Annotated in this window: 19 protein-coding genes; all 19 read right to left on the bottom strand. The window is 36.6% G+C overall.

Features of this window, described 5'->3' with window-relative positions:
• Positions 1-82: 82 nt before the first annotated feature.
• Positions 83-361, bottom strand: a complete 279-nt coding sequence (locus tag ACXVYO_RS22880) for a YlmC/YmxH family sporulation protein (protein WP_142285755.1) — start codon at positions 359-361, stop codon at positions 83-85.
• Between the two features lie 172 nt (positions 362-533).
• Positions 534-1,313 (bottom strand): RNA polymerase sporulation sigma factor SigG, encoded by a 780-nt coding sequence (sigG, locus tag ACXVYO_RS22875; RefSeq protein ID WP_000197753.1) that lies wholly within the window; start codon positions 1,311-1,313, stop codon positions 534-536.
• Positions 1,314-1,470: 157 nt separating this feature from the next.
• Positions 1,471-2,190, bottom strand: a complete 720-nt coding sequence (gene sigE / locus ACXVYO_RS22870; protein WP_000976947.1) for an RNA polymerase sporulation sigma factor SigE — start codon at positions 2,188-2,190, stop codon at positions 1,471-1,473.
• A gap of 19 nt (positions 2,191-2,209) precedes the next feature.
• Entirely contained in the window at positions 2,210-3,127 is a 918-nt protein-coding gene (gene spoIIGA / locus ACXVYO_RS22865; protein WP_458468551.1) for a sigma-E processing peptidase SpoIIGA, read from the bottom strand.
• 311 nt (positions 3,128-3,438) lie between these two features.
• On the bottom strand, positions 3,439-4,593 hold the full coding sequence (gene ftsZ, locus ACXVYO_RS22860; RefSeq protein WP_000888981.1) for a cell division protein FtsZ: 1,155 nt from the start codon (positions 4,591-4,593) through the stop codon (positions 3,439-3,441).
• 39 nt (positions 4,594-4,632) lie between these two features.
• Positions 4,633-5,940, bottom strand: a complete 1,308-nt coding sequence (ftsA, locus tag ACXVYO_RS22855; protein ID WP_001087544.1) for a cell division protein FtsA — start codon at positions 5,938-5,940, stop codon at positions 4,633-4,635.
• Between the two features lie 400 nt (positions 5,941-6,340).
• Positions 6,341-7,111, bottom strand: a complete 771-nt coding sequence (divIB, locus tag ACXVYO_RS22850) for a cell division protein DivIB (protein WP_458468550.1) — start codon at positions 7,109-7,111, stop codon at positions 6,341-6,343.
• A 98-nt stretch (positions 7,112-7,209) separates the two neighbouring features.
• On the bottom strand, positions 7,210-8,115 hold the full coding sequence (gene murB / locus ACXVYO_RS22845) for a UDP-N-acetylmuramate dehydrogenase (protein WP_097844193.1): 906 nt from the start codon (positions 8,113-8,115) through the stop codon (positions 7,210-7,212).
• Between the two features lie 61 nt (positions 8,116-8,176).
• A complete protein-coding gene (gene murG / locus ACXVYO_RS22840) occupies positions 8,177-9,271 on the bottom strand; it encodes an undecaprenyldiphospho-muramoylpentapeptide beta-N-acetylglucosaminyltransferase (protein ID WP_001265423.1) in 1,095 nt (364 codons plus the stop codon).
• A gap of 104 nt (positions 9,272-9,375) precedes the next feature.
• Positions 9,376-10,467, bottom strand: coding sequence for a stage V sporulation protein E (spoVE, locus tag ACXVYO_RS22835; protein ID WP_000753515.1), 1,092 nt, complete (start codon positions 10,465-10,467; stop codon positions 9,376-9,378).
• 90 nt (positions 10,468-10,557) lie between these two features.
• A complete protein-coding gene (murD, locus tag ACXVYO_RS22830) occupies positions 10,558-11,910 on the bottom strand; it encodes a UDP-N-acetylmuramoyl-L-alanine--D-glutamate ligase (RefSeq protein ID WP_458468549.1) in 1,353 nt (450 codons plus the stop codon).
• Positions 11,911-12,885, bottom strand: coding sequence for a phospho-N-acetylmuramoyl-pentapeptide-transferase (gene mraY, locus ACXVYO_RS22825; RefSeq protein ID WP_063675631.1), 975 nt, complete (start codon positions 12,883-12,885; stop codon positions 11,911-11,913).
• Between the two features lie 22 nt (positions 12,886-12,907).
• Positions 12,908-14,383: a UDP-N-acetylmuramoyl-L-alanyl-D-glutamate--2,6-diaminopimelate ligase gene (gene murE / locus ACXVYO_RS22820; RefSeq protein ID WP_458468548.1), complete on the bottom strand. Its 1,476-nt coding sequence runs from the start codon at positions 14,381-14,383 to the stop codon at positions 12,908-12,910.
• A 207-nt stretch (positions 14,384-14,590) separates the two neighbouring features.
• Entirely contained in the window at positions 14,591-16,507 is a 1,917-nt protein-coding gene (locus ACXVYO_RS22815; protein ID WP_458468547.1) for a stage V sporulation protein D, read from the bottom strand.
• Between the two features lie 81 nt (positions 16,508-16,588).
• Positions 16,589-18,739: a penicillin-binding protein gene (locus tag ACXVYO_RS22810; RefSeq protein ID WP_458468546.1), complete on the bottom strand. Its 2,151-nt coding sequence runs from the start codon at positions 18,737-18,739 to the stop codon at positions 16,589-16,591.
• A 21-nt stretch (positions 18,740-18,760) separates the two neighbouring features.
• Positions 18,761-19,123 (bottom strand): cell division protein FtsL, encoded by a 363-nt coding sequence (gene ftsL / locus ACXVYO_RS22805; RefSeq protein WP_000067081.1) that lies wholly within the window; start codon positions 19,121-19,123, stop codon positions 18,761-18,763.
• 15 nt (positions 19,124-19,138) lie between these two features.
• A complete protein-coding gene (gene rsmH / locus ACXVYO_RS22800; protein ID WP_061678251.1) occupies positions 19,139-20,071 on the bottom strand; it encodes a 16S rRNA (cytosine(1402)-N(4))-methyltransferase RsmH in 933 nt (310 codons plus the stop codon).
• Between the two features lie 368 nt (positions 20,072-20,439).
• Positions 20,440-22,056 carry a bacillithiol biosynthesis cysteine-adding enzyme BshC gene (gene bshC, locus ACXVYO_RS22795; RefSeq protein WP_458468545.1) on the bottom strand — a complete coding sequence of 539 codons (1,617 nt, stop codon included), beginning with the start codon at positions 22,054-22,056 and terminating at the stop codon, positions 20,440-20,442.
• Between the two features lie 79 nt (positions 22,057-22,135).
• Entirely contained in the window at positions 22,136-23,026 is an 891-nt protein-coding gene (panE, locus tag ACXVYO_RS22790) for a 2-dehydropantoate 2-reductase (protein ID WP_458468544.1), read from the bottom strand.
• Between the last annotated feature and the right edge of the window lie 288 nt (positions 23,027-23,314).

Raw genomic sequence — 23,314 nt, 5'->3', positions numbered from 1 at the left:
GCATGGTACTTCCTGTCTATTTTACCATACTTTTATTTTTTCATAATCCCAACAGAAAAAAAAGAGGAATTTGTAATATTCTTTATGAAATTGTCGGTGTTTGTATTGATTCTGTTACAGAATTAACAGGATTTACTCTAACAAGTATGACATCTTCCCCAATTTTCACAATTTCCTTCCAAGGAATTACAATTTCTACATCTTTCCCAAAAATCCCTAACATGCGTGCCTGTTTGGAAATAATAATAGACCCGATCTTCCCTGTGTTCATATCGATTTCGATATCTCCAATATTCCCAAGCCTTTTTCCATCTGAAACATTTATTATCTCTTTCATCTGCAACTCCGAAATTCTTATCATTTTCTTCCTCTCCCTTATATATGACGAATTGAAAAAACATTGTTTCTCAAATTTACAGGAAGCACCCTCGACTAACCCCATATGATTTTCATTATATGAACACAGCTTCCCTACTATGAGCGAAGACAAACTATATTGCATATAAAAAGGTCTCACCATAAATGGTGAAACCTTATCCTTGAATCGTCTTATTCATTTGTTTAATAGCTGATTTCTCTAAACGTGACACTTGCGCTTGAGAAATCCCAATTTCTTCTGCAACTTCCATTTGTGTTTTTCCTTGGAAGAAACGTTTTCGAATAATCATTTTCTCACGATCATTTAAACGCTTCATTCCTTCTTTCAATGCTAACTCTTCAACCCACTGCTCGTCCTTTTGTTTTTCATCACTTAACTGATCCATAACAAAAATAGGATCTCCCCCATCGTTATAAATCGGCTCAAATAATGAAACTGGATCTTGAATCGCATCTAAAGCAAAAACAATTTCTTCATGAGTCACTTCAAGTACTTTTGCAATATCCATTGCTGTTGGTTCTTTCGAATTTTCTGCAATCAATTTCTCTCTTACTTGTAACGCTTTATACGCAATATCTCGTAATGATCGAGATACGCGAATTGGATTGTTATCACGCAAATATCTGCGTATTTCCCCAATAATCATCGGCACAGCATACGTTGAAAATTTTACATTTTGGCCTAAATCAAAATTATCAATGGATTTCATAAGTCCGATGCAACCAACTTGAAATAAATCGTCAACATATTCTCCTCTGTTATTAAATCTTTGGATGACGCTCAGTACAAGACGTAAGTTTCCATTCACTAATTTCTCTCTTGCGCTTATCTCTCCACTTTGCATTTCACGAAATAATTTACGCATTTCATCATTTTTTAGTACGGGAAGTTTAGCTGTATCAACACCGCAAATTTCTACTTTGTTTCTCGTCAAAGTGTTCCCTCCTATCGGGAGTTGCTGTACAGTGTAAAGTATTTCCTTTGAAGGGGATTTTATGCATGCGGTTTTCTCTTCATTTTTCATTTTCGTTGTCTCTTCTCATACAACGAAAGAGAAGAAGACCAGCCTAGATAACGGCTGGTCTTCTTCTTTACACCATTTTATTAAATTCTTTTCGTAATCTTTTTATGATTCTTTTTTCTAAACGTGAAATGTATGACTGTGAAATCCCAAGCATATCCGCCACATCTTTTTGCGTCTTTTCCTCTTCTCCAGCAAGCCCAAACCGGAGTTCCATAATTTGTTTTTCACGATCATTTAATTGATGCAATGCTTTCATTAGAAGATGACGATCTACAGTAGCTTCTAAATCTTTTGTAATAATATCATCGTCTGTACCTAATACATCCGATAATAAAAGTTCATTCCCATCCCAATCGATGTTAAGCGGTTCATCAAAAGAAACTTCTGATCGGTTTTTATTATTCCGGCGCAAATGCATTAAAATTTCATTTTCTATACAACGTGAGGCATATGTTGCTAACTTTATTTTCTTTTCTGGATTAAATGTATTAACCGCTTTAATAAGGCCGATTGTTCCAATACTAATCAAATCTTCAATATTTATCCCTGTATTTTCAAACTTTCTTGCTATATATACAACTAGCCGTAAGTTACGTTCAATCAGTAACGATCTTGCTGCCTGATCTCCTTTTGGCAATTTATTCAATAGAACTTCCTCTTCTTCTTTCGTTAACGGTGGTGGCAACGCTTCACTTCCACCAATATAATAAATTTCATCGGTCTTAATTCCTAATTTCAACAATACTTTATACCAAAGGTATACTAAATAAAATTTTAATTTCATCATATTATCCCGCCTCCCATTATTAAGCAATTACTACTTTTTGCGAAATTAACATTTTCGGATGCACAATACATTGATACTCTCCATTGGTTGACAACTGTTGTGTATTTAATCCAATCAATACTTTGCTGACTACAATAGAACTACCTTCATAATCAATTTGCACACTGTCTGGCTTAACGGCCCATAAAAATTGACTCTCTACTCCTACTGCTCGGAAAGGAATTAATCGTAATTTTGTCGCCCACCCAGAATCATTCTCTGGTATTTGAGGAATCTCTGTTTTCGAATAAATTTGTTCTGTTAACCACGCTGGCAAGCAATGTTCTAATGATGAAATATGCATAATCATAACGGGTGTTTTTGTTAACGGGTCATAAAGTTGGTTCCCACTATCAATTAAACCTGCGAGTTCTAGTTCCTCTTCAGCTAATTGAATTTTCAATTTCACAATTTGATCATAGTGTATTTTTGTAACCTCTACGCTTTCAATACGCTTTTTAGAAAAATAATAAATTACTGGAAAACCAACAACAACAAACAACCAGCTAATTGGGTCACCATAAGAAATGGATTGAGATTGAACCAATCCATTTACCATTTCATTCGTTTGCAAAAAGAAATGAGTGCCAATTAACCCTCCGCCAACCATAAAGGTTACAAAGTAAAAAGTAAAAACAGTTTGTGCATAATTTCTAAACGTTGTAAACCCAAATGCTGTATACACAATTAGTAACGAGTACAGTAGTTTCATAATTGGATGTGTCATCATAGAAGCAAAAGGAGTAAAGGCAAAAATAACAATAGTTGAACCTATAAATGCCCCTAACACAAGCCTCCATCTTTTGATCTTCTTTTTTAACACGGTAGCTGTTAATAAAAGTAAAAGAAAATCAATGCAGGCGTTTAACAACCAAACAACGTCGGCGTAAACAACCAAACAATTCACCTCTTTTTTTGAGTTGAGACTAGTATAATGCATATCCAATAGGAAAGTGTGTCAATTTGCGGAGGTGTTTTTTTGTTATTTTGTGCTTTCTAGACAGAATCTGTCGGTAAAAAATAAAAGTATACGTTTCATAGAATACTATACTTGTTTGCTTACATATAAAGTGGAATTTTAATCCGGTCTCACCAATCGGGCTTTTACAAGCAGCCGGATAAATCAAAATATATAAAATAAAAAAAGACCTGCTTAGCAGATCTTTTTCCTGTATAAAACAAAAAAGGAGCATAAAAGCTCCTTTTCTTTTATCGTCTACGACGGTTACGTAAGAATGCTGGAATATCGATGTCATCTGAATCTGTATGACGCTCATGCACAACCGGCTCTTCACGTTTCATTTCACGCTTAACTTCACGTTGTTTTGAAGGTTGAGCTACTTGCTGTTGTTGTTGTTGCGTGTGATTCGCAGTCGGACGAATAATTGGTTTTGGTGGCTGTGTCGCAGCACTATCATCAAAACCAGTTGCAATTACCGTTACAACGATATCATCTTTTAATCCTTCATTAATAACAGAACCGAAGATCATATTTACTTCTGGATCTGAAGCTGAAGCTACAATGTCTGCCGCTTCTTGTACTTCATATAAGCTTAAGTTAGCTCCACCCGTAATGTTCATGATAACACCTTGAGCTCCATCAATAGATGTTTCTAATAATGGACTAGAAATCGCTTTTTTCGCAGCTTCAGCAGCACGATTCTCTCCATTTCCAGAACCAATACCCATTAAAGCAGAACCTCTATTAGACATAATTGTCTTTACGTCTGCGAAGTCTAAGTTAATTAAACCTGGTGTTGCAATTAAATCAGAAATACCTTGAACACCTTGACGTAATACGTTATCTGCTTCACGGAATGCTTCTAACATCGGCGTATTTTTATCAACAATCTCTAATAAGCGATCATTTGGAATTACAATAAGTGTATCTACATTTTCTTTAAATGCCGCAATACCAGATGCTGCTTGTGTTGCACGCTTGCGTCCTTCAAATGTAAATGGACGTGTTACAACACCAACTGTTAATGCACCTAATTCTTTTGCAACTTGAGCAACAACTGGAGCTGCACCAGTTCCAGTTCCGCCGCCCATACCAGCAGTTACGAAGACCATATCTGCACCACGAAGTGCTTCTTGGATCTGTTCTTTACTTTCTTCTGCAGCTTTTTTCCCTACTTCAGGGTTTGCACCTGCACCAAGTCCACGTGTTAATTTTCCACCAATTTGCATTTTTGTTTCAGCTTTTGATAGATTTAATGCTTGTGCATCAGTGTTCACAGCGATAAAGTCTACACCTTGTACACCGTGTTCAATCATACGGTTTACAGCATTGTTTCCGCCACCGCCGACACCGATAACTTTTATATTCGCTAATTGATCTTGAGTAGTATCAAACTCTAACATGTCGAAATCCCCCTAGAACCTCATTTTTCGTGTCCAATTTTAATCCCATAAATAACGGAATACACGTTTTACTTTTGACATCATACGGTCATCATTTTGATTATTATTGTTTTGATTACGAGTTTTTTGTTTCGCAGGTTGCTGTTGTACCGGCGTTGGTGCTGGTGCTGGTACTGGTTCAAAATGTTCTTGCTTTTCCTGCACATTTTTCCCACGTAATTTAGCTTTTTGATAAGAATGTTTAATTAATCCTACTCCACTTGTATATTGGGGCTCACGCACACCAATATAATCAGGAGTCGCTATACGAACATTTTCATGTAAAATATCATATGCAAGATCAAGAACACCCGGCATAGAAGCAATTCCACCAGTTAGTACATAACCAGAAGCTACTTGCTTTACTCCTAACTTACGCACTTCATCTTGAACAAACATTAAAATTTCCTCTACACGAGCCTCTATTATATCCGATAATTCCAACTGAGAATATTGTTCTGTTTGATCGCTTCCCATAATAGGAACCGTAAACATCTCTTCTTCAGATGCTGTATCATAAAAAGCATGTCCATATTTCAACTTAATTTGATCTGCATTTTCTGTTGAAGTTTTCAACCCAATCGCAATATCCTTTGTTATATGGTCTCCACCTAACGGTAATACGCTCGTCGCTTGTAACTCTCCATCTTTAAAAATAGATAAAGTTGTAGATCCTCCCCCCATATCAACAAGGGCTACTCCTCTATGTTTTTCATCTGAAGATATAGCAACTGTTGCAGCCGCTAAAGGTTGAAGACAAATATCAACTATTTCAAGACCTGCTTTTTCTACACAACGAAGTAGGTTATGTAGTAAAGTTCTCGAGCCTGTTATAAGTGTACCTTCCATTTCTAATCTTACACCGATCATCCCGCGTGGATCGTTAATCTCGTCAAGACCGTCTACAATGAACTGTCGAGGTACCACATCAATAAACTCACGTTCTGGAGCAATTGACACAACTTGTGCTGCATCTAGAACGCGTAAGACATCTTCATTCCCGATTTCACGATCTTCATTTGAAACAGCGACTACTCCGTGACAAGGAAGTAGCTGTACCTGGTTTGCATTGACACCTACTACAACTTGCTCAATGTGGATTCCCACCATGCGCTCAGCTTGTTCAATTGCTTTTTTAATTGATCGAACAGTCTCGTCTATATCAACTATCGATCCCTTCTTTAAACCATTTGATTTTACATTTCCAACACCAATAATGTTTAAGCTGTCATTAACCATTTCACCAATGATGACTTTAACATTGGATGTACCGATGTCAAGACTAACATATATTTCATTGCTGTTCATTCTTTGGCACCTCCTTCTTTATTTATACCATACAACTCAATATATGGAACAACAATCGCAACTTTACTATTTATAAGAAAAATATTCAACGTCTTTATACGTTTCCCTTTTTTAACCCTATATTTTTCTTATTTTTATTTAACATTCATTTAAGAATATCGCAGTAAACTGTGAATAACTGCTTATCTTGAAATAATTCTATTTCAAGTGTAAAGATTACCGCCAAGTATAAGTCTACACTAAGATGTACTCATAGAAAAGTGAAACTTGTACCAATCCTAGTATGAATCTAAGAATTTTTACATCTTTTTCATCAAATGAACCATTCTTGTAAATTCAGATGCATCAAGCAGAACATTCGTTTCGTTTTTTCTACCATGACGTAGTGAAAACTATCTTTCTATTCTTTTTTTTCTTCCGCTCCTATTTCTTTCGTATATGCCCCTACTTCTAAGTCAATCAATACCTTTTTACCTGGCTCAATTGTTTTTAAGATAAGCGGATAAGCCTCCATACGCTTTGCGAAATTTGGAATCGTAGTGCTCACTTCGTATCCTTCGTTCATATATAAAGTAAGATGATCTTCATTCGCATTCGTCGGTGAATAACGAATCTCAGAAATAGACCTTAAAATAGTTGGTGTTAATTTTTCAAGCTCAGCAATTAACTCCTTCATTTTCTCCTCTTTAAAAGGTTCAAAAATTGGCGCTGCAACAGGGAGTTTTCCGTTCGGAAGTACATCGAGTGTTTTCCCGTTCTCTAATAACGGTTGTAATTTCCCATCTTTGTTTATATAACCAATCGTTAAATATTCTTCAATATGAACATCAATTTTATTTGGAAAACGTTTTTTTACATTTACCGCTTTAATTTCTTTTCGTTTCGTTAGGTTTTCTTCTGCTTTATGTGCTGTCACCCGGAAATAACTTGTATCATACGTCACACCTGATTCCTTCATCACTTGTTCATCTGTCATATAATGATTTCCAAACACACTTATCTTTTTGATATTGCTTAGTGGAGACCGAAAGTAAATTAAAAAGAGCACTAATAAAAATAAAATTGATATGTATAAAATCAACCGATGATTAACATTTTTCTTGTTTTTCTTCTGTTGATTTTTTAACTTTGGTACACGATCCTGTAGTTTAATCACTTTACTATTTTTCATGTACGATCCCCCTACGTAACATAAAGAACGGCATGTTCCTCATGCCGTTCTTATCTTCTTATTATAACATAAATGATAATGAGCGGAACGAATAACCGTTATCTTCCAATGATTTCTACTTCTGTATGCATTTCTACGCCAAATTTATCCTTGATTGTTTGTTTTATGAATGCAATTAAAGATAAGACATCTTGCGCACTGGCTCCCCCAGTATTAATAATAAAATTCCCATGCATTTCAGAAATTTGAGCTCCGCCTATTTGATAACCACGAAGCCCCGCCTTTTCTATTAAGTTTCCTGCAAAATATGGGATTGGATTCCGAAATATACTTCCTGCACAAGGATGATTCCACGGCTGTGTTTCACGGCGGTAGTCTTTATTCTTTTGCATGACGCTTACGATTCCCTCACGCTCTCCTACCTGCAATTGAAACTCAGCTTCCAAAACAATACCAGGATGTTTCGTTTGCAATACAGAAGTACGATAGGAAAACTCCATTTCTTCATGTGTTAACCAATCAATTGTTCCGTTTTCAAACAAGATAAGAGCTTTTGATAATATGTTTGATATATCCGATTGATGTGCTCCTGCATTCATATACACCGCACCACCAACACTTCCCGGAATACCACTGGCAAATTCCAGGCCAGATAACCCTTGACGACTAAGTAAAGTTGATAATTTAATAAGGGGATACCCACCACCAACTCTTACTCTATGTTTTTCGACTTCTAAGTGGTCTAATCCTTCTCCTAAACGAATAACGACACCTTCTATACCTAGATCAGATACAAGAAGGTTCGAACCACGACCAATTACAGTCCACTTTGTTTTATATTTTTTTACTAACTGCAACGTTTTTTCAATACCGGCAACATGCTTTGGCACAATTAAAATATCAGCTGGTCCACCTATTTTCATAGTCGTATAACGTGCTAACGCTTCATCCACTAACACGCGACCAACATTTGCTTCTATAAGCTCATTTACTAATTGCTCCATAAACAATCTCCCCCATACTAATTATCCTTATTACAGTAGTATGCAGGGCGTTCACCTAACGTTATTTTTTTACAAGCTTATTCATTACTTCATACAGCTTATTTGCTGCATCTGGAATACCTAATTGTTCAGCAGCCAGCTTCATATTTTGTAATGTTTGTGCATCTAATAAAATTTCATCAATATCACGAATAAGCGTTTCTGCTGTTAAATCTTTTTCAAGCAACATTTTTGCTGCTCCTTTATCGACAACAGAACGCGCATTTTTTTCCTGATGGTTATTTGTTACGTAAGGACTCGGAATTAACACACTTGGCTTACCTAACGCTGTTAATTCTGCAAGTGTTGTTGCCCCCGCCCTTGAAACGACAAGATCTACACCTGTAAGTACCTCTGGCATATTATGAATGAAAGGTTTAATAATAACATTATTCGGATTCCCTTTTTGCTTCACAGCTTCCATCACTTTGTCATAATGAACTTCACCGGTTACATACAATATTTCGTAACTTTTATTTCCAAACTGTTCAATTGCCTCTACGAAAGCATCGTTAATCGGTCTAGCCCCACGGCTTCCACCAAAAATAAGTACGGACTTTTTAGGAAGAGATAAGCCTACGGAACGTTTTCCTTTCATTCCATTCTGATCCATTACTTCTGATGCTCGTGGATTTCCTGTCATTACTACTTTTGACTGTGGAAAATGTTCTGCAGCCGCTTCAAAACAAACTGCAACTTTATCAACATAGCGGCTTAAAAATTTATTCGTTACACCAGGTACACTATTTTGTTCATGTACAATAGTTGGAATACCTAATTTTGCCGCAGCATATACAACTGGTCCACATACATATCCACCCGTTCCAATCACAATATCCGGATTAAAACGACGAATATATCGTTTACTATCTTGTACACCCTTTAGGAAACGCATCACCGTTTTCACATTATCTAGCGATATTTTACGCTTAAATCCACTTATAACAATAGATTGAAACGGTATACCTGCTTTTGGAACGATTGTGCTCTCTAATCCACTCTCCGTACCAATATATAAAAACCTTGCTTCCGGATTTAATTTTTTTATTTCTCTTATTAAAGCAAGAGCCGGATAAATATGACCTCCAGTGCCCCCACCACTTACTAATACACGCACTACTAACTCCTCCGCTTCTCTTTTCTGATTTCAGTCGTATTTATTTCTATATACATCATGTTTTTTCGCGCACATACGAAAAACCCTGTCTTATAAAACAGGGTTTAGTAGCGAGAATGGCGACTTATATTTAATAATACACCTACTGCCATTAACATTAATGTCAAACTTGATCCACCATAACTTAAAAACGGCAAAGTAATACCCGTAACAGGCATCAATCCTGTTACAACACCAACATTAATCATTACTTGAATCGCAATCATCGCCACAATACCTACTGCTAAAAACGTACCATATAAATCTGGCGCTCCTAAAGCTATACGAATCCCACGCCATAATAACAGACTAAATAATAATAACACAAATGAACCGCCAATAAAACCTAATTCCTCAGATAAGATTGCAAATATAAAGTCTGTTTGTGGTTCAGGTAAATAAAGAAACTTTTGTCTACTTTGTCCAAGTCCGAGCCCGAATAATCCACCAGGTCCAATTGCGAGTAACGATTGAATAATTTGAAATCCACTTCCAAGCGGATCTGACCACGGATCTAAATATGATGTAATACGTTTCATTCGATACGGTGCTGATGCAATTAGCCCTACAAATCCTGCTACACCAAGCAAACCAAACATCGCAAAGTGAAAGACCCTTGCTCCCGAGACAAATATCATAATGATACATGTCCCAACCATTACCGTTCCTGTACCAAGATCTGGCTGTAACATAATCATTCCAAAAGCAAGAAATACAAAACCTAGTGCTGGTAGTAAACCACGTTTAAAAGAGGTAATTAATTTTTGTCGTTCCGCTAAAAATTTCGCTAAAAAAATAATCATCGCAAACTTCATAAATTCTGACGGTTGAATGGAAAATGCCCCGATTCCAATCCAACTTCGCGCTCCTCCTCGAACAAGTCCTACTCCAGGAATAAGAACAAGTATAAGAAGAATGAAGCAAACTAGCAAAATTACTTTTGAATACGTACGCCACACCCAATAATCAATTTTCATAATAAAAAACATAGCCACTACACCTAGACTTGCAAATAGCAATTGCCTTTTTGCAAAAAAGAATGAGTCCCCCATTTTATAAGAGGCCCAAACAGCACTCGCACTATACACCATAATCATTCCGATTGTTAACAACGCAAGTGTAACGATGATGAGAATAAAATCAGGCGTTTTCTTCATTACCCATAAACACCACCTCTTTAGGCAGAAACTTTTGCCCTATGTAACAAAACATCAGTAGGTGTTAGCCTACTGATGTTTTGATTTACTTTATATAAGTTTATGCACAGCTTGTATAAAAATGTCTCCTCTTTCTTCAAATGTTTTAAATTGATCCCAGCTTGCACATGCTGGAGAAAGAAGAATTACATCGCCATCTGTAGAATGGGCATAAGCTTTCACTACAGCTTCATCTAAAGTATCGACACTTTCAATTGTATCTAATCCCGCTTTTTCTGCAGCTCTTACTAATTTTGGAGCTGTTTGTCCAAATGTAACAATCGCTTTTACATTTTTGAAATACGGAATTAAATCATCGAATTCATTTCCACGATCAAGCCCACCTGCTAATAACACAATCGGTTGTGTAAACGCAGATAAAGCTTTCTCAGTCGCTAACATATTCGTTGCTTTTGAGTCATTATAAACCTTACGATTGTTAATAGTTGTTACATATTCTAAACGATGTTTTACACCTGTAAAACGTTTTAACACCACCGTAATCGCTTCATTAGAAACACCCAATAATTTTGCGATACTCATCGCTGCTAAAATATTTTCTAAATTATGTTGACCAGGTAAAACGATATCGCCTACTTCAACAACTCTTTCACCTTTAAAACAAAGAGCATTCTCTTTTATACACGCACCATCTTCAATTTCTTTCGTTGTCGAGAATAGTACTTTTTGCCCTTTACTATAAGCAGATAAAGCCATCACATCTGCATCGTCTGCATTTATTACACTATAATCATTTTCTGTTTGGTTTTTAAAAATATTTGCTTTTGCTAAACCATATTCCTTCTTCGTCCCGTGATAATCTAAGTGGGCCTCAAATAAATTTAAAAACGCAGCAATTTTAGGTTGGAACAATTCTACCCCCATCAATTGGAAAGATGAAAGTTCTGTAACTACAACTTCATTTTCTTTTGCATCCTGTGCTACTTCACACGCTACAGTTCCAATGTTCCCAGCAATTACAGGATGCTTTTGTCCTTCTTTTAGCATTTCAAATGTAAGCATTGTCGTCGTCGTTTTACCGTTAGACCCCGTAATCCCAACAAATGGAGCTTCTGAAATACGATATGCTAATTCAACTTCCGTAACAATCGGAATTTGCTTTTCTTTCGCAGCTACTAATATTGGATTAGAATACGGGATTCCTGGATTTTTTACCACAAGAGAAATACTTCTCTCTAACAATTCTAAAGGATGACCACCGCATACAACGTCCATTCCTTTTGCTTGTAATTCTGCAGCAAGTACATTATCCGCTAAAGGCTTTCCGTCATTGACAATAACATTTGCCCCTAATTTTTGTAACAGCGTAGCTGCTGCATAACCACTTTTTGCAATGCCTAATACAAGAATATTTTTATTTTGAAATTCAGTTACAGTTTTCAATTACATCCACACCCCGATATAAATTCCTAACACAGCTAATAAAAATCCTACAGACCAAAACGTCACAACAACACGCCACTCTGACCAACCACATAATTCATAATGATGGTGTAATGGACTCATTTTAAAGACACGTTTTCCTGTTGTTTTAAAAGAAATGACCTGAATAATAACAGATAAAGTTTCCATTACGAATACTCCACCAATGATTACAAGTAGTAATTCTTGTTTTAATAAAATCGCTACAGCTGCAATTGCTCCACCTAAAGCTAAAGAACCTGTATCTCCCATAAACACTTTCGCTGGATTTGCATTGAATACTAAAAATCCAAGTACAGCTCCTACAACTGCCATACAGAATATCGCTACTCCAAATTGCTCTTGTGCGACTGCAATAATACTAAACGCCCCAAATGCAATAGCAGCTGTTCCTGATAATAAACCATCTAAACCGTCAGTTAAGTTAACTGCATTTGATCCACCAATAAGCATAAATAATACAAGTACAAAATACGCCCAACCTAGTTCGAACTTAACATCTGTTCCCGGAATCATGATGTATGTGTGGAACGCTTGCCCTTTTCCAATTAAAAAGAACGCAATAGCAATAACAAGCTGACCTACTAATTTTTGTTTTGATGTTAAACCAAGATTTCTCTTCTTAACTACCTTTATGTAGTCATCTAAAAATCCAATTAATCCGTAGCCAAATGTCACTAATAATAATAACGAAACCTCTGCACCTAAATAATTAAATTTAATTGCCATAATAAGTGAAGTTACCATCATAGATACATATATGACAATACCACCCATTGTCGGTGTCCCTGATTTTTTTTGATGTGACTTTGGTCCCTCATCACGAATACTCTGTCCGAACTTTAATTTCCTTAAAAATGGAATAAACAATGGCGAAAGGGCAACCGAAATTAAGAATGCTACCCCAGCCGTTACTAATAAACCTTGCTCAAGCACATGTAGTCCTCCTCTCACGTTGTTACTCTTCGTTGTTTAAACGCTCTTTAATTGCTTCTTTAGCGACTTCACGATCGTCAAAATGATGAACGTCTTTACCAATAATTTGATACGTTTCATGACCCTTACCAGCAATAATGATGATATCTTCAGCTTTCGCGTTAGCAATTGCATAGCATATCGCTTCTTTTCTATCAATAATTACTTCATAATTATTCCCATTTGCACCCTGCACCATATCATCTAAAATAGCCCTTGGCTCTTCACTTCTTGGGTTATCTGAAGTGTAAATTGCGTGAGTTGCATATTTTGTTGCAACACTTGCCATGATTGGTCTCTTTGTTCGATCTCTATCTCCGCCACAACCGACGATACAATATACATCGCCTTTTGCAAACTGTTTTGCTGTTTTTAATACATTCTCTAAGCTATCTGGTGTATGTGCGTAATCAACAATAACTGTATAATTTTGTCCACCATCAACTACTTCAAAACGTCCTGGAACTCCAGCTAGTTGCTTTATTACATCAATAACCGTTTCTAAACTTACACCAGAAACAAGTCCTGCCGCTGTTGCTGCTAGTACGTTATATACATTAAATTTCCCAATCAATTTCATCGTAACATTTACACTTTCATACGGTGTTACAAGCGTAAATGTAGTTCCACCACTCGTCATAACAATATCTTTGGCCATAATATCACTAGTTGTATCAATTCCATACGTTACAACAGTCGCCGCAGTACTTCTCATATATTCCGGAGTTACAGCATCATCGTTATTCAGTACCGCGTACTTTTCACGATCATGATTATAACTATTGCCCAGTTGTGCAAATAGCAACCCTTTTGCATGTTTATATTCTTCCATCGTTTTATGATAGTCTAAATGATCTTGTGTTAAATTTGTAAACACTGCTACATCGTAATCACATCCGTGTACACGACCAAGATCTAAAGCATGTGACGAAACTTCCATTACTGTACTATCTACACCGTGCTCAACCATTTTTAAAAATGTCTGTTGAAGTGTTAGTGCATCTGGTGTTGTATTTTTCACCTCAAATGTTTCATCACCGATTTTCATATTAATCGTTCCAATTAGCCCCGTTTTATGACCATGTGCGCGCATAATCTCATCCATAATATGCGATGTTGTTGTCTTTCCATTTGTACCTGTAATTCCGATTAAATGTAACTTGTGTGTTGGTTGACCATAAAAATAATCAGCTAAAACCGCTAACGAACGAAAAGTGTTTTTCACAAGTACAACTGGAACGTCAACATCAATTGGTCTTTCCGCAACAATAGCAGCCGCTCCTTGTGCCGCTGCTTGCTTAGCAAAATCATGGCTATCAACCGTATATCCTTTCATACATACAAATAAGCTTCCCTCTTTCACTTTACGTGAATCAGCTTCTATAGATGTGATTTCTGGATTTTCTTTTGGAACAACTGGAAAATCATGCAAACATGATACAAGTGTATGCAACTTCATTTCACTAAACCCTCTCTACATTGTGTATTTATCTCTTTTTTAATAAGCAACACGTTACCTCCTAAATATGTAAAATAGGAGGTAAGTGCTACTGTGTCTAATAAATAGACTTATTTATAATTGAAACTCTTATGGTCTCAAATTAAGTAACTCTTCTATAAAGAACTCACTTCCACCAATTGTACCATAAAACGTACTAGGTTACCTTTAATTCCCGAAGTAAATTCTAATTTTTGAGCCCTCTTTCACTTTAGCTCCTGCTTCTGGGGATTGTTTAATAACTTTCTCTCCGTCTCCGCTTATATCAAGCTTCAAATCGACGAGTTGCGTCTGTAAATCTTTCTTTTTCATACCAATTAAATTCGGAACTTCCACAGTTGGTATATCGCCCCATTTATATTCTCTCTCAACTTGTTCTGTTCTCGGTTTCACGCCCATAGCAGGAAGTGCATCACGAAGAATGTTCCCAACAATTGGCGCTGCTACCACTCCACCAAATTGAGTTACACCTTTCGGATTATCAACCGCAACATAGACAACAATTTCCGGATCGTCTGCTGGAGCAAAGCCGATAAAAGATACTATATAATTATTCTCTAAATATTTACCATCTTTCACCTTTTGAGCCGTACCTGTTTTTCCACCTACACGATACCCATCAATGAAAGCACCTTTACCAGATCCCTTTGCTACAACATTCTCTAGTGCATACCGAACTTTTTCTGAAGTTTCCTTGGAAATAACTTTTCTTTTTTCCACAGGTGTCTTTTTACTTACAACTTGATTGTTCTTCGGGTCAATAAATTCCTTAGCTATATATGGTTGATACAATGTTCCACCATTTACAGCCGCTGCTACTGCCGCTACTTGTTGGATTGGCGTAACAGAAACACCCTGACCGAATGAAGTTGTTGCTTGCTCGACTGGACCGACTTTATCTAAATTAAATAAAATCCCACTACCTTCACCTTGCAAATCAATTCCGGTTTTCTGTCCAAAGCCGAAATTACGAATATATTTAAACAATCGGTCTTTACCAAGACGGTCACCAAGTTCAATAAATCCTGGGTTACATGAGTTTTGAACTACTTCTAAAAACGTTTGGCTACCATGACCTCCTGCTTTCCAGCATTTCAATCTAGCTCCACCCACTTCAGCTGCTCCATCATCATAAAACGTATCTTTCTCTAAGTCTACTAAATTTTCATTCAAGGCTGCTGCTAACGTAATGATCTTAAATGTTGAACCAGGCTCATACGTACTCCATACTGGTAAATTTCTATTATACACTTCTGGAGAAACACTTTGAAAATCTGCTGGATCAAAGCTCGGTCGACTCGACATACCTAAAATTTCACCATTTTTCGGATTCATTGCAATCGCAATCATACCATCTGGATTATATGTCGACTCTGCAATATTCATTTCTCTTTCCATAATTCTATTAATACGTGCATCAATTGTTAAGCCTAAATTCAAGCCAGCTTCTGGTTTTTTGAAATCATCACCAACATTAGGCATCCTTTGTCCTTTTGCATCTGCAAAAAAACGCACATGACCGTCATCACCATTTAGCTCTTTATCATAATATTTTTCTAGTCCCATAAGACCTTGGTTATCACTACCTGCAAACCCTAATACGTGTGATAAAAAGTTGCCAAATGGATAGTACCGGATAGAGTCCTCTGCGATATAAACACCTTTCAAACTTAATCCTCGTACCTCTTTCGCTTTATCATGTGATATTTTCCTTCCGCCTTTATCTAACCTTACAATTGATTCTTTTTTTGTAATTCTCTTATAAATCTCATCTTTTTCCACACCTAATACTGCAGCTAACTTCTCTGCAGTCTCTGCTGGTTTTTCAATTTGCCTCGGTACAACAAAGACAGTTGGGGCACTTTTATTCGTAGCAAGTTCCACACCATTTCGGTCTAAAATTTTCCCACGTTCAGGTTCAAAAGTAATATTACGACTCCATGAATCCTTCGCACGATCCGTTAACATATTTCCAAGAAAAAATTGCACATATCCAAGACGAATATCGATGATAGTGAAAATAAGTATACCTGATATGAGTATAAAAATAAGTCGTTTTCTAACCGTTACATTTGATACACGCATATTGGAACAAGCCTCCCTTACGCCTAGCTTGTTCCAATATATGCTTGTACTTATTTAATTAGAACTTCTTCTCTTTTACCATTACGGTTTTTCTGCTTCTTGTTGTGGTTCAAGTGGCGGTACAAGTGTTACACCTAACTCTGTACCAGGTTGCAACAATGTTCCTTCTGCCACACTTTGTTCAGTTACGTATCCGGTACCAGTAGGTTTTAGATTAAGCTTTAATGTTTTTGCTAAATTCATAACATCACGCAGTGCCCAGCCTTGTATATTTGGCATTGTAGGTTTATCTCCTACTAAGAAGACTCGGTCACCCTTCAATGTTTGCTCAGTCGCTTTCGGCACTTGCTGCTGCACTTTCCCTTCACCTAATACGATTGGACGAAGTTTTGCTTTATCAATAGCTTTTTTCGCTTCTTCCATCGTTTTTCCGGCTACATCTGGAACAGCAGTTTGCTGCTCTTTCACATATTTCTTCGGATCTTTCACTTCATTAGGCTTAATCTTTAAATACTCTAAACTATTCTTCGTTACATATTTAAAAATATCAGCTAAAGGTTGTGCACCACTCTCATCATCTTTCAATTTTGGTTGTTTAACAGCTACATAAACAACAAGCTGCGGATCATCCATAGGTGCCATACCTAAGAACGAGAATATATAATTCTCTCTTCCTGTCATATAGCCACCTTTTCCATCCGGAATTTGTGCTGTTCCTGTTTTACCACCAACTGAATAACCATCGACTTTATAAGCAGTTCCTGTTCCTTTCGGCGATGTAACAACACGTTCTAATAACTGTCTTACTTGCGCTGCTGTTTCTTTTGTAACAGGTTTTCCCACTTCTTCTGGCTTATGTTCTAATTTTACTTCCCCTGTTATTGGATTTACAATTTTATCAACTGTATAAGGTTTCATCATTTTTCCATCATTTGCAATAGCAGTTGCAGCTTGCACAAGCTGAATTGGTGTTACAGTAGAACCTTGTCCAAATGCTGTTGTTACTTGCTGTATTTGCTGATCGAATATAATTGTATTTGAACCTTCACCAGGTAAATCAATCTTCGTTTTTTCATCTAATCCAAAGCTATGAATATACTTTCGGAAACGTTCTGGACCAAGTTTTTGATCCCCTAAAATCGCAAACGCTACGTTTGAAGAGCGCTCTACCCCTTCATCAAATGTGATAGATCCCCATCCAGCGCCGCCGTTATGATCTTTTATTTTTCGGTTTCCAACTTGATATGTACCAGACTGATAATAATCTTGTCCCTTATACACACCTTCATTAATGGCTGCTGCTAACGTGAAAATTTTCATTGTTGATCCAGGTTCAAATGCATTTGCAATTGCGTCATTGAAGAAATATTTAATTTGACGATCATTTGGATCATAACTAGGTTTACTAGACGTTGCTAATATTTTCCCTGTTTTTGGATCCGCAACAATCCCTATTAAACTTTCTGGTTCATAATGTTTACTCGCTTCTTTCATTGCGTCTTCTAAATAACTTTGAATGCGTTGATCTATCGTTAAATACGCGTTATCTCCGTTTTTAGGTGCCTCTACGTTCACTTTCCCGCCGTCAAGAGACACACCTTTACGATCACCTGTATAAGCTACTTTTCCGTTAGAAGCACTTAAATACTTATCCAAACTTTTTTCTAAACCAAATTGCCCTACCGAAATCCCCTCTTCATTCGGTTTAGCATGACCTATAACGTAAGATGCAAAATCACCGTTCGGATACACTCTTGCATTTTCAGTAATAAAAGATATGCCTGGCAATTTTAATGCTTCTATTTGTTCCTTCTGTTCTTTCGTCAAATCTTTACCTAGCGTTCCAAATTCGACTTGACTTCTACCTTCTTTATTTAACGTGGCTAAAATCTTCTTTTCGTCTTTTCCGAGTACTCCCGCAATTTTTTTTGCCGTATCCTCTTTATTCTCAACCTGATTCGCACCTTTTAATTCCGCTACAAGTTTATACGAGTTTGCGTCTTGCGCTAACACATGACCATTTTGGTCATAAATCGTTCCTCGATTTGCTTCGAGAACTCCTTTTTTACTATGTTTTTGCTGAGCGAGTTTATCTAAATCCTGATTATGCACTGTTCCTGTTGCTTGTATGTAAAAAAATCGGCCTAATAATAGCAAAAAGAGCAGGAGGAATAAAATCATAAAATACCCTGCTCCCTTATTGGTATGAAATTTAGTCATATTTCTCTTCATTTTCCCTTCACACCTATTGCCTTATTTGAGGCCCTTCACATTATTCGCATTAATTTCTAGCCCGTGTTTTTTTGCCACTTCAGCGATTCGTTCATAGCGACTCAACTTCTCTACTTCAGCCTGTAACTCTTGATTTTCTTTTTGTTGCTGTACAATTTTTTGTTCTATCGTCGCTGCTTCTACATTAACTTGATAAAGGCCTGCTTTATTTCCAATAAACGCTACACAGGCATACAATAAAAAGCCAATAAATGCTACATACAACAGTTTTTCGATTCTTGTAATCTTCGCTTTAGCTTTTGGCTGAACCATCTGCTGTGGGGGCGTTTGAATCTGTACCTCTTCTTGCGCTTGTTGTTTGTACTTTACAGCTAAGTTACTCATACCTCTCTCCCCTTTTTATCGTTTTTCAGCGATTCTCAATTTCGCAGAACGCGCTCGATTATTTTCTTCTAACTCTATATCAGAAGGTAAAATCGGTTTTCTTGTAATAAGCTTTAATTTCGGCTTAAATTCATCAGGAATAATTGGTAATCCTGGCGGCAATTGTGGCGTTGTACTATTTCGCTTAAACGTCGTTTTACAAATACGATCTTCTAAAGAATGGAATGTTATAACACTAACTCTTCCGCCTGGCTTGACCATCTCAATTGCAGATTCCAACGCTTCTTCAAATACTTTCAATTCATCATTTACGGCAATACGGATTGCTTGGAACACTCGCTTCGCAGGATGTCCACCCGTTCTACGAGCAGGAGCTGGAATACCCTCTTTAATTAGTTCTACTAATTCTGCTGTCGTTTCAATAGCTTTATTCTCACGATACGCTTCAATTTTCCTAGCTATTTGTTTTGAAAATTTCTCTTCACCATACTGGAAGAAAATCCTTACAAGTTGCTCATATGACCAGCTATTTACAACATCATATGCTGTTAAGGGGGCATCTTGATCCATTCGCATATCTAACGGTGCATCATGATGATAACTAAAGCCACGCTCTGGTGTATCTAATTGCGGGGATGAAACACCTAAATCAAATAAAATGCCGTCTACTTCTGTTATACCTAATTCCTGTAGTTTTTCAGATAAATAACGGAAATTACTTTTTACTGTTATGAACTGTTCACCGTATGAAGAGAACTTTTCTTTCGCATTTTGAATCGCTATCTCATCTTGATCAAATGCGATTAACTTTCCGCCTTCAGTTAATTGGGATAATAAATAAGAACTATGTCCTCCTCCCCCCAGTGTACAATCTACATATGTACCACCTGGCTTTATATCTAAGCCGTCTACTGTTTCCTTTAAAAGCACTGTTACGTGTTTAAACATTGTTGCACCTACTCTTTTTCCAATTAATTATGTTGAATGCATCTCCTCCCCTAAACGCACATTTCACGATTAGAGAACGAAATACTATGAAAGAACGACTCATTTAACTTGCCTACAAAGGCAGCATACTATACAAATCGCTATTTTCTTTTATTATATACTAAATTTTATCATCTTTTGCGGGAATTTAAATAAAAAACTGTCGAAAAAGATGATAATACGTTTACATTTTGTGCTATTTTGTCATATATTTAAGTATCCTGCATAATTACGATATCTACTGTTTTTAAATTAATAATTCAGAAAAATTTCACTTCACAGTAAATTCAACGGAACAAAAATAAAATCCTGCTCCTAAGAGCAAGATTCTATAGTTTTATAACATGATGTTTTCCGTCCCAAGAAAACGGATTTTCCATTACACGATCAACGAAATCCAAACCGAACTGGTTTAAATAGTAACACACATTCCACACACGCTCTTGCGGCGCCCCTAATGGACGAAGCGCAAATTGTATGCGACGGAATTTATTTAGCTGCACTTCATGTTTTTTCTCAACATTTCTTTTCAACATTCTTTCCAACAGTTCAATTTGTTCATTAATTTTGAATTCATTTTTCCCTGCAAACGTACTTAATCCAGGATCTATTTTCTTCACAAACTGTTGTAATGACGTATGGATATCAATTATTTCTTTTTTCGCCTCTACAAATCGATCATCTATCGGTTCCTCTATTTGATTAGATAACCAGTTTTCACGCAGCGTATCTACGTTATTTAAAAACGGATCACTGTCTCGCAATTGCAAATCGTGTAAATCTGTCGCTATATCCCTCTCTATATACGTGATTGTAATACGCGGAACGACAGGTGGCATTCGGAAACCGATAGTATGGAAGACTTGTTGTAATTCACTCCAATAAGCTAATTCTCCTGGCCCTCCAATAAACGCGAGCGTAGGAAATACATACTCTTGCATAAGAGGGCGTGTTACAACATTATTACTAAAGCGTTCCGGGCTTCTCTCCATCTCTTCAATCAATTCCTCATACGAAAAGGAATACGCTCCATCCTTCCCAACAAACTTCCCTTGATCGTCTTCAAGTAATACTCGCTCATTGTCAATTTCCATGAAAATATGTACTGCATTATACTTTGTTTCAATAATCGGTTTATATCCTAATTCTTTAATTACTTCCTGTTGGTTATGAAGCCCCTCTTGCACTTCTTTATACTTACCTATAATTCGTTTGAAAAACGGCACTTCTAATTTTCTTAATTCAGGATGATGCGAATCAACAAGAATTAAACCAGAATTCACGAACATTTTCATAATAAGACGGCCAAAGAAATCTACATACGTATTCGATTTCCCCAAAGAATCATCAATAAATTGCAGTACATCCTTTGTAAAATTCGTTTCAGGGTATGTTTTGAAAATTTCTTCAATCCACTTTCTACAGTCTTCCAAAGAAAGCTCAGACTCTGAAGCACTCGCCTTTTTCGGATTACGATCATGAAAAATAGTCTTTTTTATTTTTTTATTCTTCGTTACAAAAGTATGATTAATTTCATCCATATCATGGTCTTCACCAGCAATCCAGAAAACAGGAACAACTTTAACACCTAAACTTTCTTCCTTTTCCCTCGCAAGCTGTAAAACTGAAATGATTTTATGAATTGTATAAAGTGGTCCAGTTAATAACCCAGCTTGTTGTCCAGCTATAACGACATATGTATTTTCATCTCCAAGCGCTTTTACATTTTGAATCGTAGCTTCTCCCGCTTGTAATTTTGTATTATATTCTAATAAATGCGCTACTAAATCTTGGCGGAAAAACTCCCTCTCACGCAAATCATGTACACGCTGTTTAAAAGCATCTTCTGTTAACATATAGTCAAAACACGACTGTATCTCTTGTTTACCGTTCATATAGTCCGCTACAACACCTTGTTGCGGAACAGAGATTTCTTTTATCTCCATATAATTCTTCCTTTCGTATCCTGTTCTCTCACCAATCCACATTGTAGTCAATGTTGCACGTAAAAGCAAAGAATTACACTTATTCTTTTACTTCTAATCCTTTTATTGCATCGAACAAAAATTGAAGTGTCGGAACGGATCGTTGCTGTTTCTTAGCTTCTTCTATCACATATCCAACAATCGCACCGATTTCCGTTTGTCTACTTGCCCTCACATCTGCCAGCATAGATGATGTATTATGAGACGTTCTTTCACATACACGACGTACCATTTCCCACACCATTTCTTTTTCTTCTTTAACAAGAAAAACGACTTCCTGAAATACTTGCTCCATCAATCGATAAAAAAACGGATTCGTAATCAACTCTCCGTTCTGGACTTGTAATAATGCTGTCAATGGATTGATACATACATTAACTACTAATTTTTTGTGCATGACATCCTTCCAATCATCTTCTATTTGAATCGGAAAATGAGGAAAAGGAAAGCAATTTAATATTTTTTCAAAATGTATAGACTGGCCGTGCACGATTCCAAACTTTGTTACACCTATCCCCGTATGATAAACGGTATGTCTTTCTTCTTTTTTCGCACCATGCTCTACAATCCCAACTGCAATATTTTCATTCCCGATTTTCTGCATAACATGAAGGTGCGACATTCCATTTTGCAAAAAGATTAATGAGGATTCCCCTCGCACAAAAGGCAGTATGTCAGTTATATGATATTGCTTAACAGCAATAAATATATAGTCTAGCTTCTGGTCTAGCATACTTTCTATTGGTAAAACAGGCGGGAATTCCGTTTCGCGTTTTCCCTTCCTCATACAAGTTACACCCGTTACATTCAATTCCTCAGCCTGTTTAGCTGTCCTTGTGAACAACGTAACATCTTGCCTACTTTTTTGTAAATAAAATGCATACAACAGACCGATAGCTCCGGGTCCTACAACTCCGATTTTCATTTTCATACAAGGAACTCATATGAACACAATACATAAGTCCCTTTCCCTCCCCCTTTTCATCCCGCAAAAACCTGATTGGTGCGGAATCATAATTAACTACAGGTGAACAAACCCCACCGATTACAGTTTCACTTCATCTTCCTCAATTACATGAATACAGCTTACAATTTCATTGCTCTTTGACAAACAAATGCAACCTCTTCTTTCAATATGTATATACTACCTATTAATATGCTCCTACTCTTAGTTTAGCAAATCCTCAAAAAAATAATAAAAGAAATATACTATAATCTT

It is taken from the genome of Bacillus sp. BC08, assembly GCF_054326875.1.
Note: the sequence above shows the minus strand (reverse complement) of the source record. Positions and strands in the feature narration are given on the sequence as shown.

Coding starts and splice junctions, on each gene's coding strand:
- rsmH (WP_061678251.1), bottom strand. CDS start 20,071: ATGTTTAAACACGTAACAGTGCTTTTAAAGGAAACAGTAGACGGCTTA.
- spoVE (WP_000753515.1), bottom strand. CDS start 10,467: ATGAAGAAAACGCCTGATTTTATTCTCATCATCGTTACACTTGCGTTG.
- ACXVYO_RS22880 (WP_142285755.1), bottom strand. CDS start 361: ATGATAAGAATTTCGGAGTTGCAGATGAAAGAGATAATAAATGTTTCA.
- ftsL (WP_000067081.1), bottom strand. CDS start 19,123: ATGAGTAACTTAGCTGTAAAGTACAAACAACAAGCGCAAGAAGAGGTA.
- sigE (WP_000976947.1), bottom strand. CDS start 2,190: ATGATGAAATTAAAATTTTATTTAGTATACCTTTGGTATAAAGTATTG.
- ftsZ (WP_000888981.1), bottom strand. CDS start 4,593: ATGTTAGAGTTTGATACTACTCAAGATCAATTAGCGAATATAAAAGTT.
- murE (WP_458468548.1), bottom strand. CDS start 14,383: ATGAAGTTGCATACACTTGTATCATGTTTGCATGATTTTCCAGTTGTT.
- ACXVYO_RS22810 (WP_458468546.1), bottom strand. CDS start 18,739: ATGAAGAGAAATATGACTAAATTTCATACCAATAAGGGAGCAGGGTAT.
- bshC (WP_458468545.1), bottom strand. CDS start 22,056: ATGGAGATAAAAGAAATCTCTGTTCCGCAACAAGGTGTTGTAGCGGAC.
- murB (WP_097844193.1), bottom strand. CDS start 8,115: ATGGAGCAATTAGTAAATGAGCTTATAGAAGCAAATGTTGGTCGCGTG.
- ACXVYO_RS22815 (WP_458468547.1), bottom strand. CDS start 16,507: ATGCGTGTATCAAATGTAACGGTTAGAAAACGACTTATTTTTATACTC.
- ftsA (WP_001087544.1), bottom strand. CDS start 5,940: ATGAACAGCAATGAAATATATGTTAGTCTTGACATCGGTACATCCAAT.
- panE (WP_458468544.1), bottom strand. CDS start 23,026: ATGAAAATGAAAATCGGAGTTGTAGGACCCGGAGCTATCGGTCTGTTG.
- divIB (WP_458468550.1), bottom strand. CDS start 7,111: ATGAAAAATAGTAAAGTGATTAAACTACAGGATCGTGTACCAAAGTTA.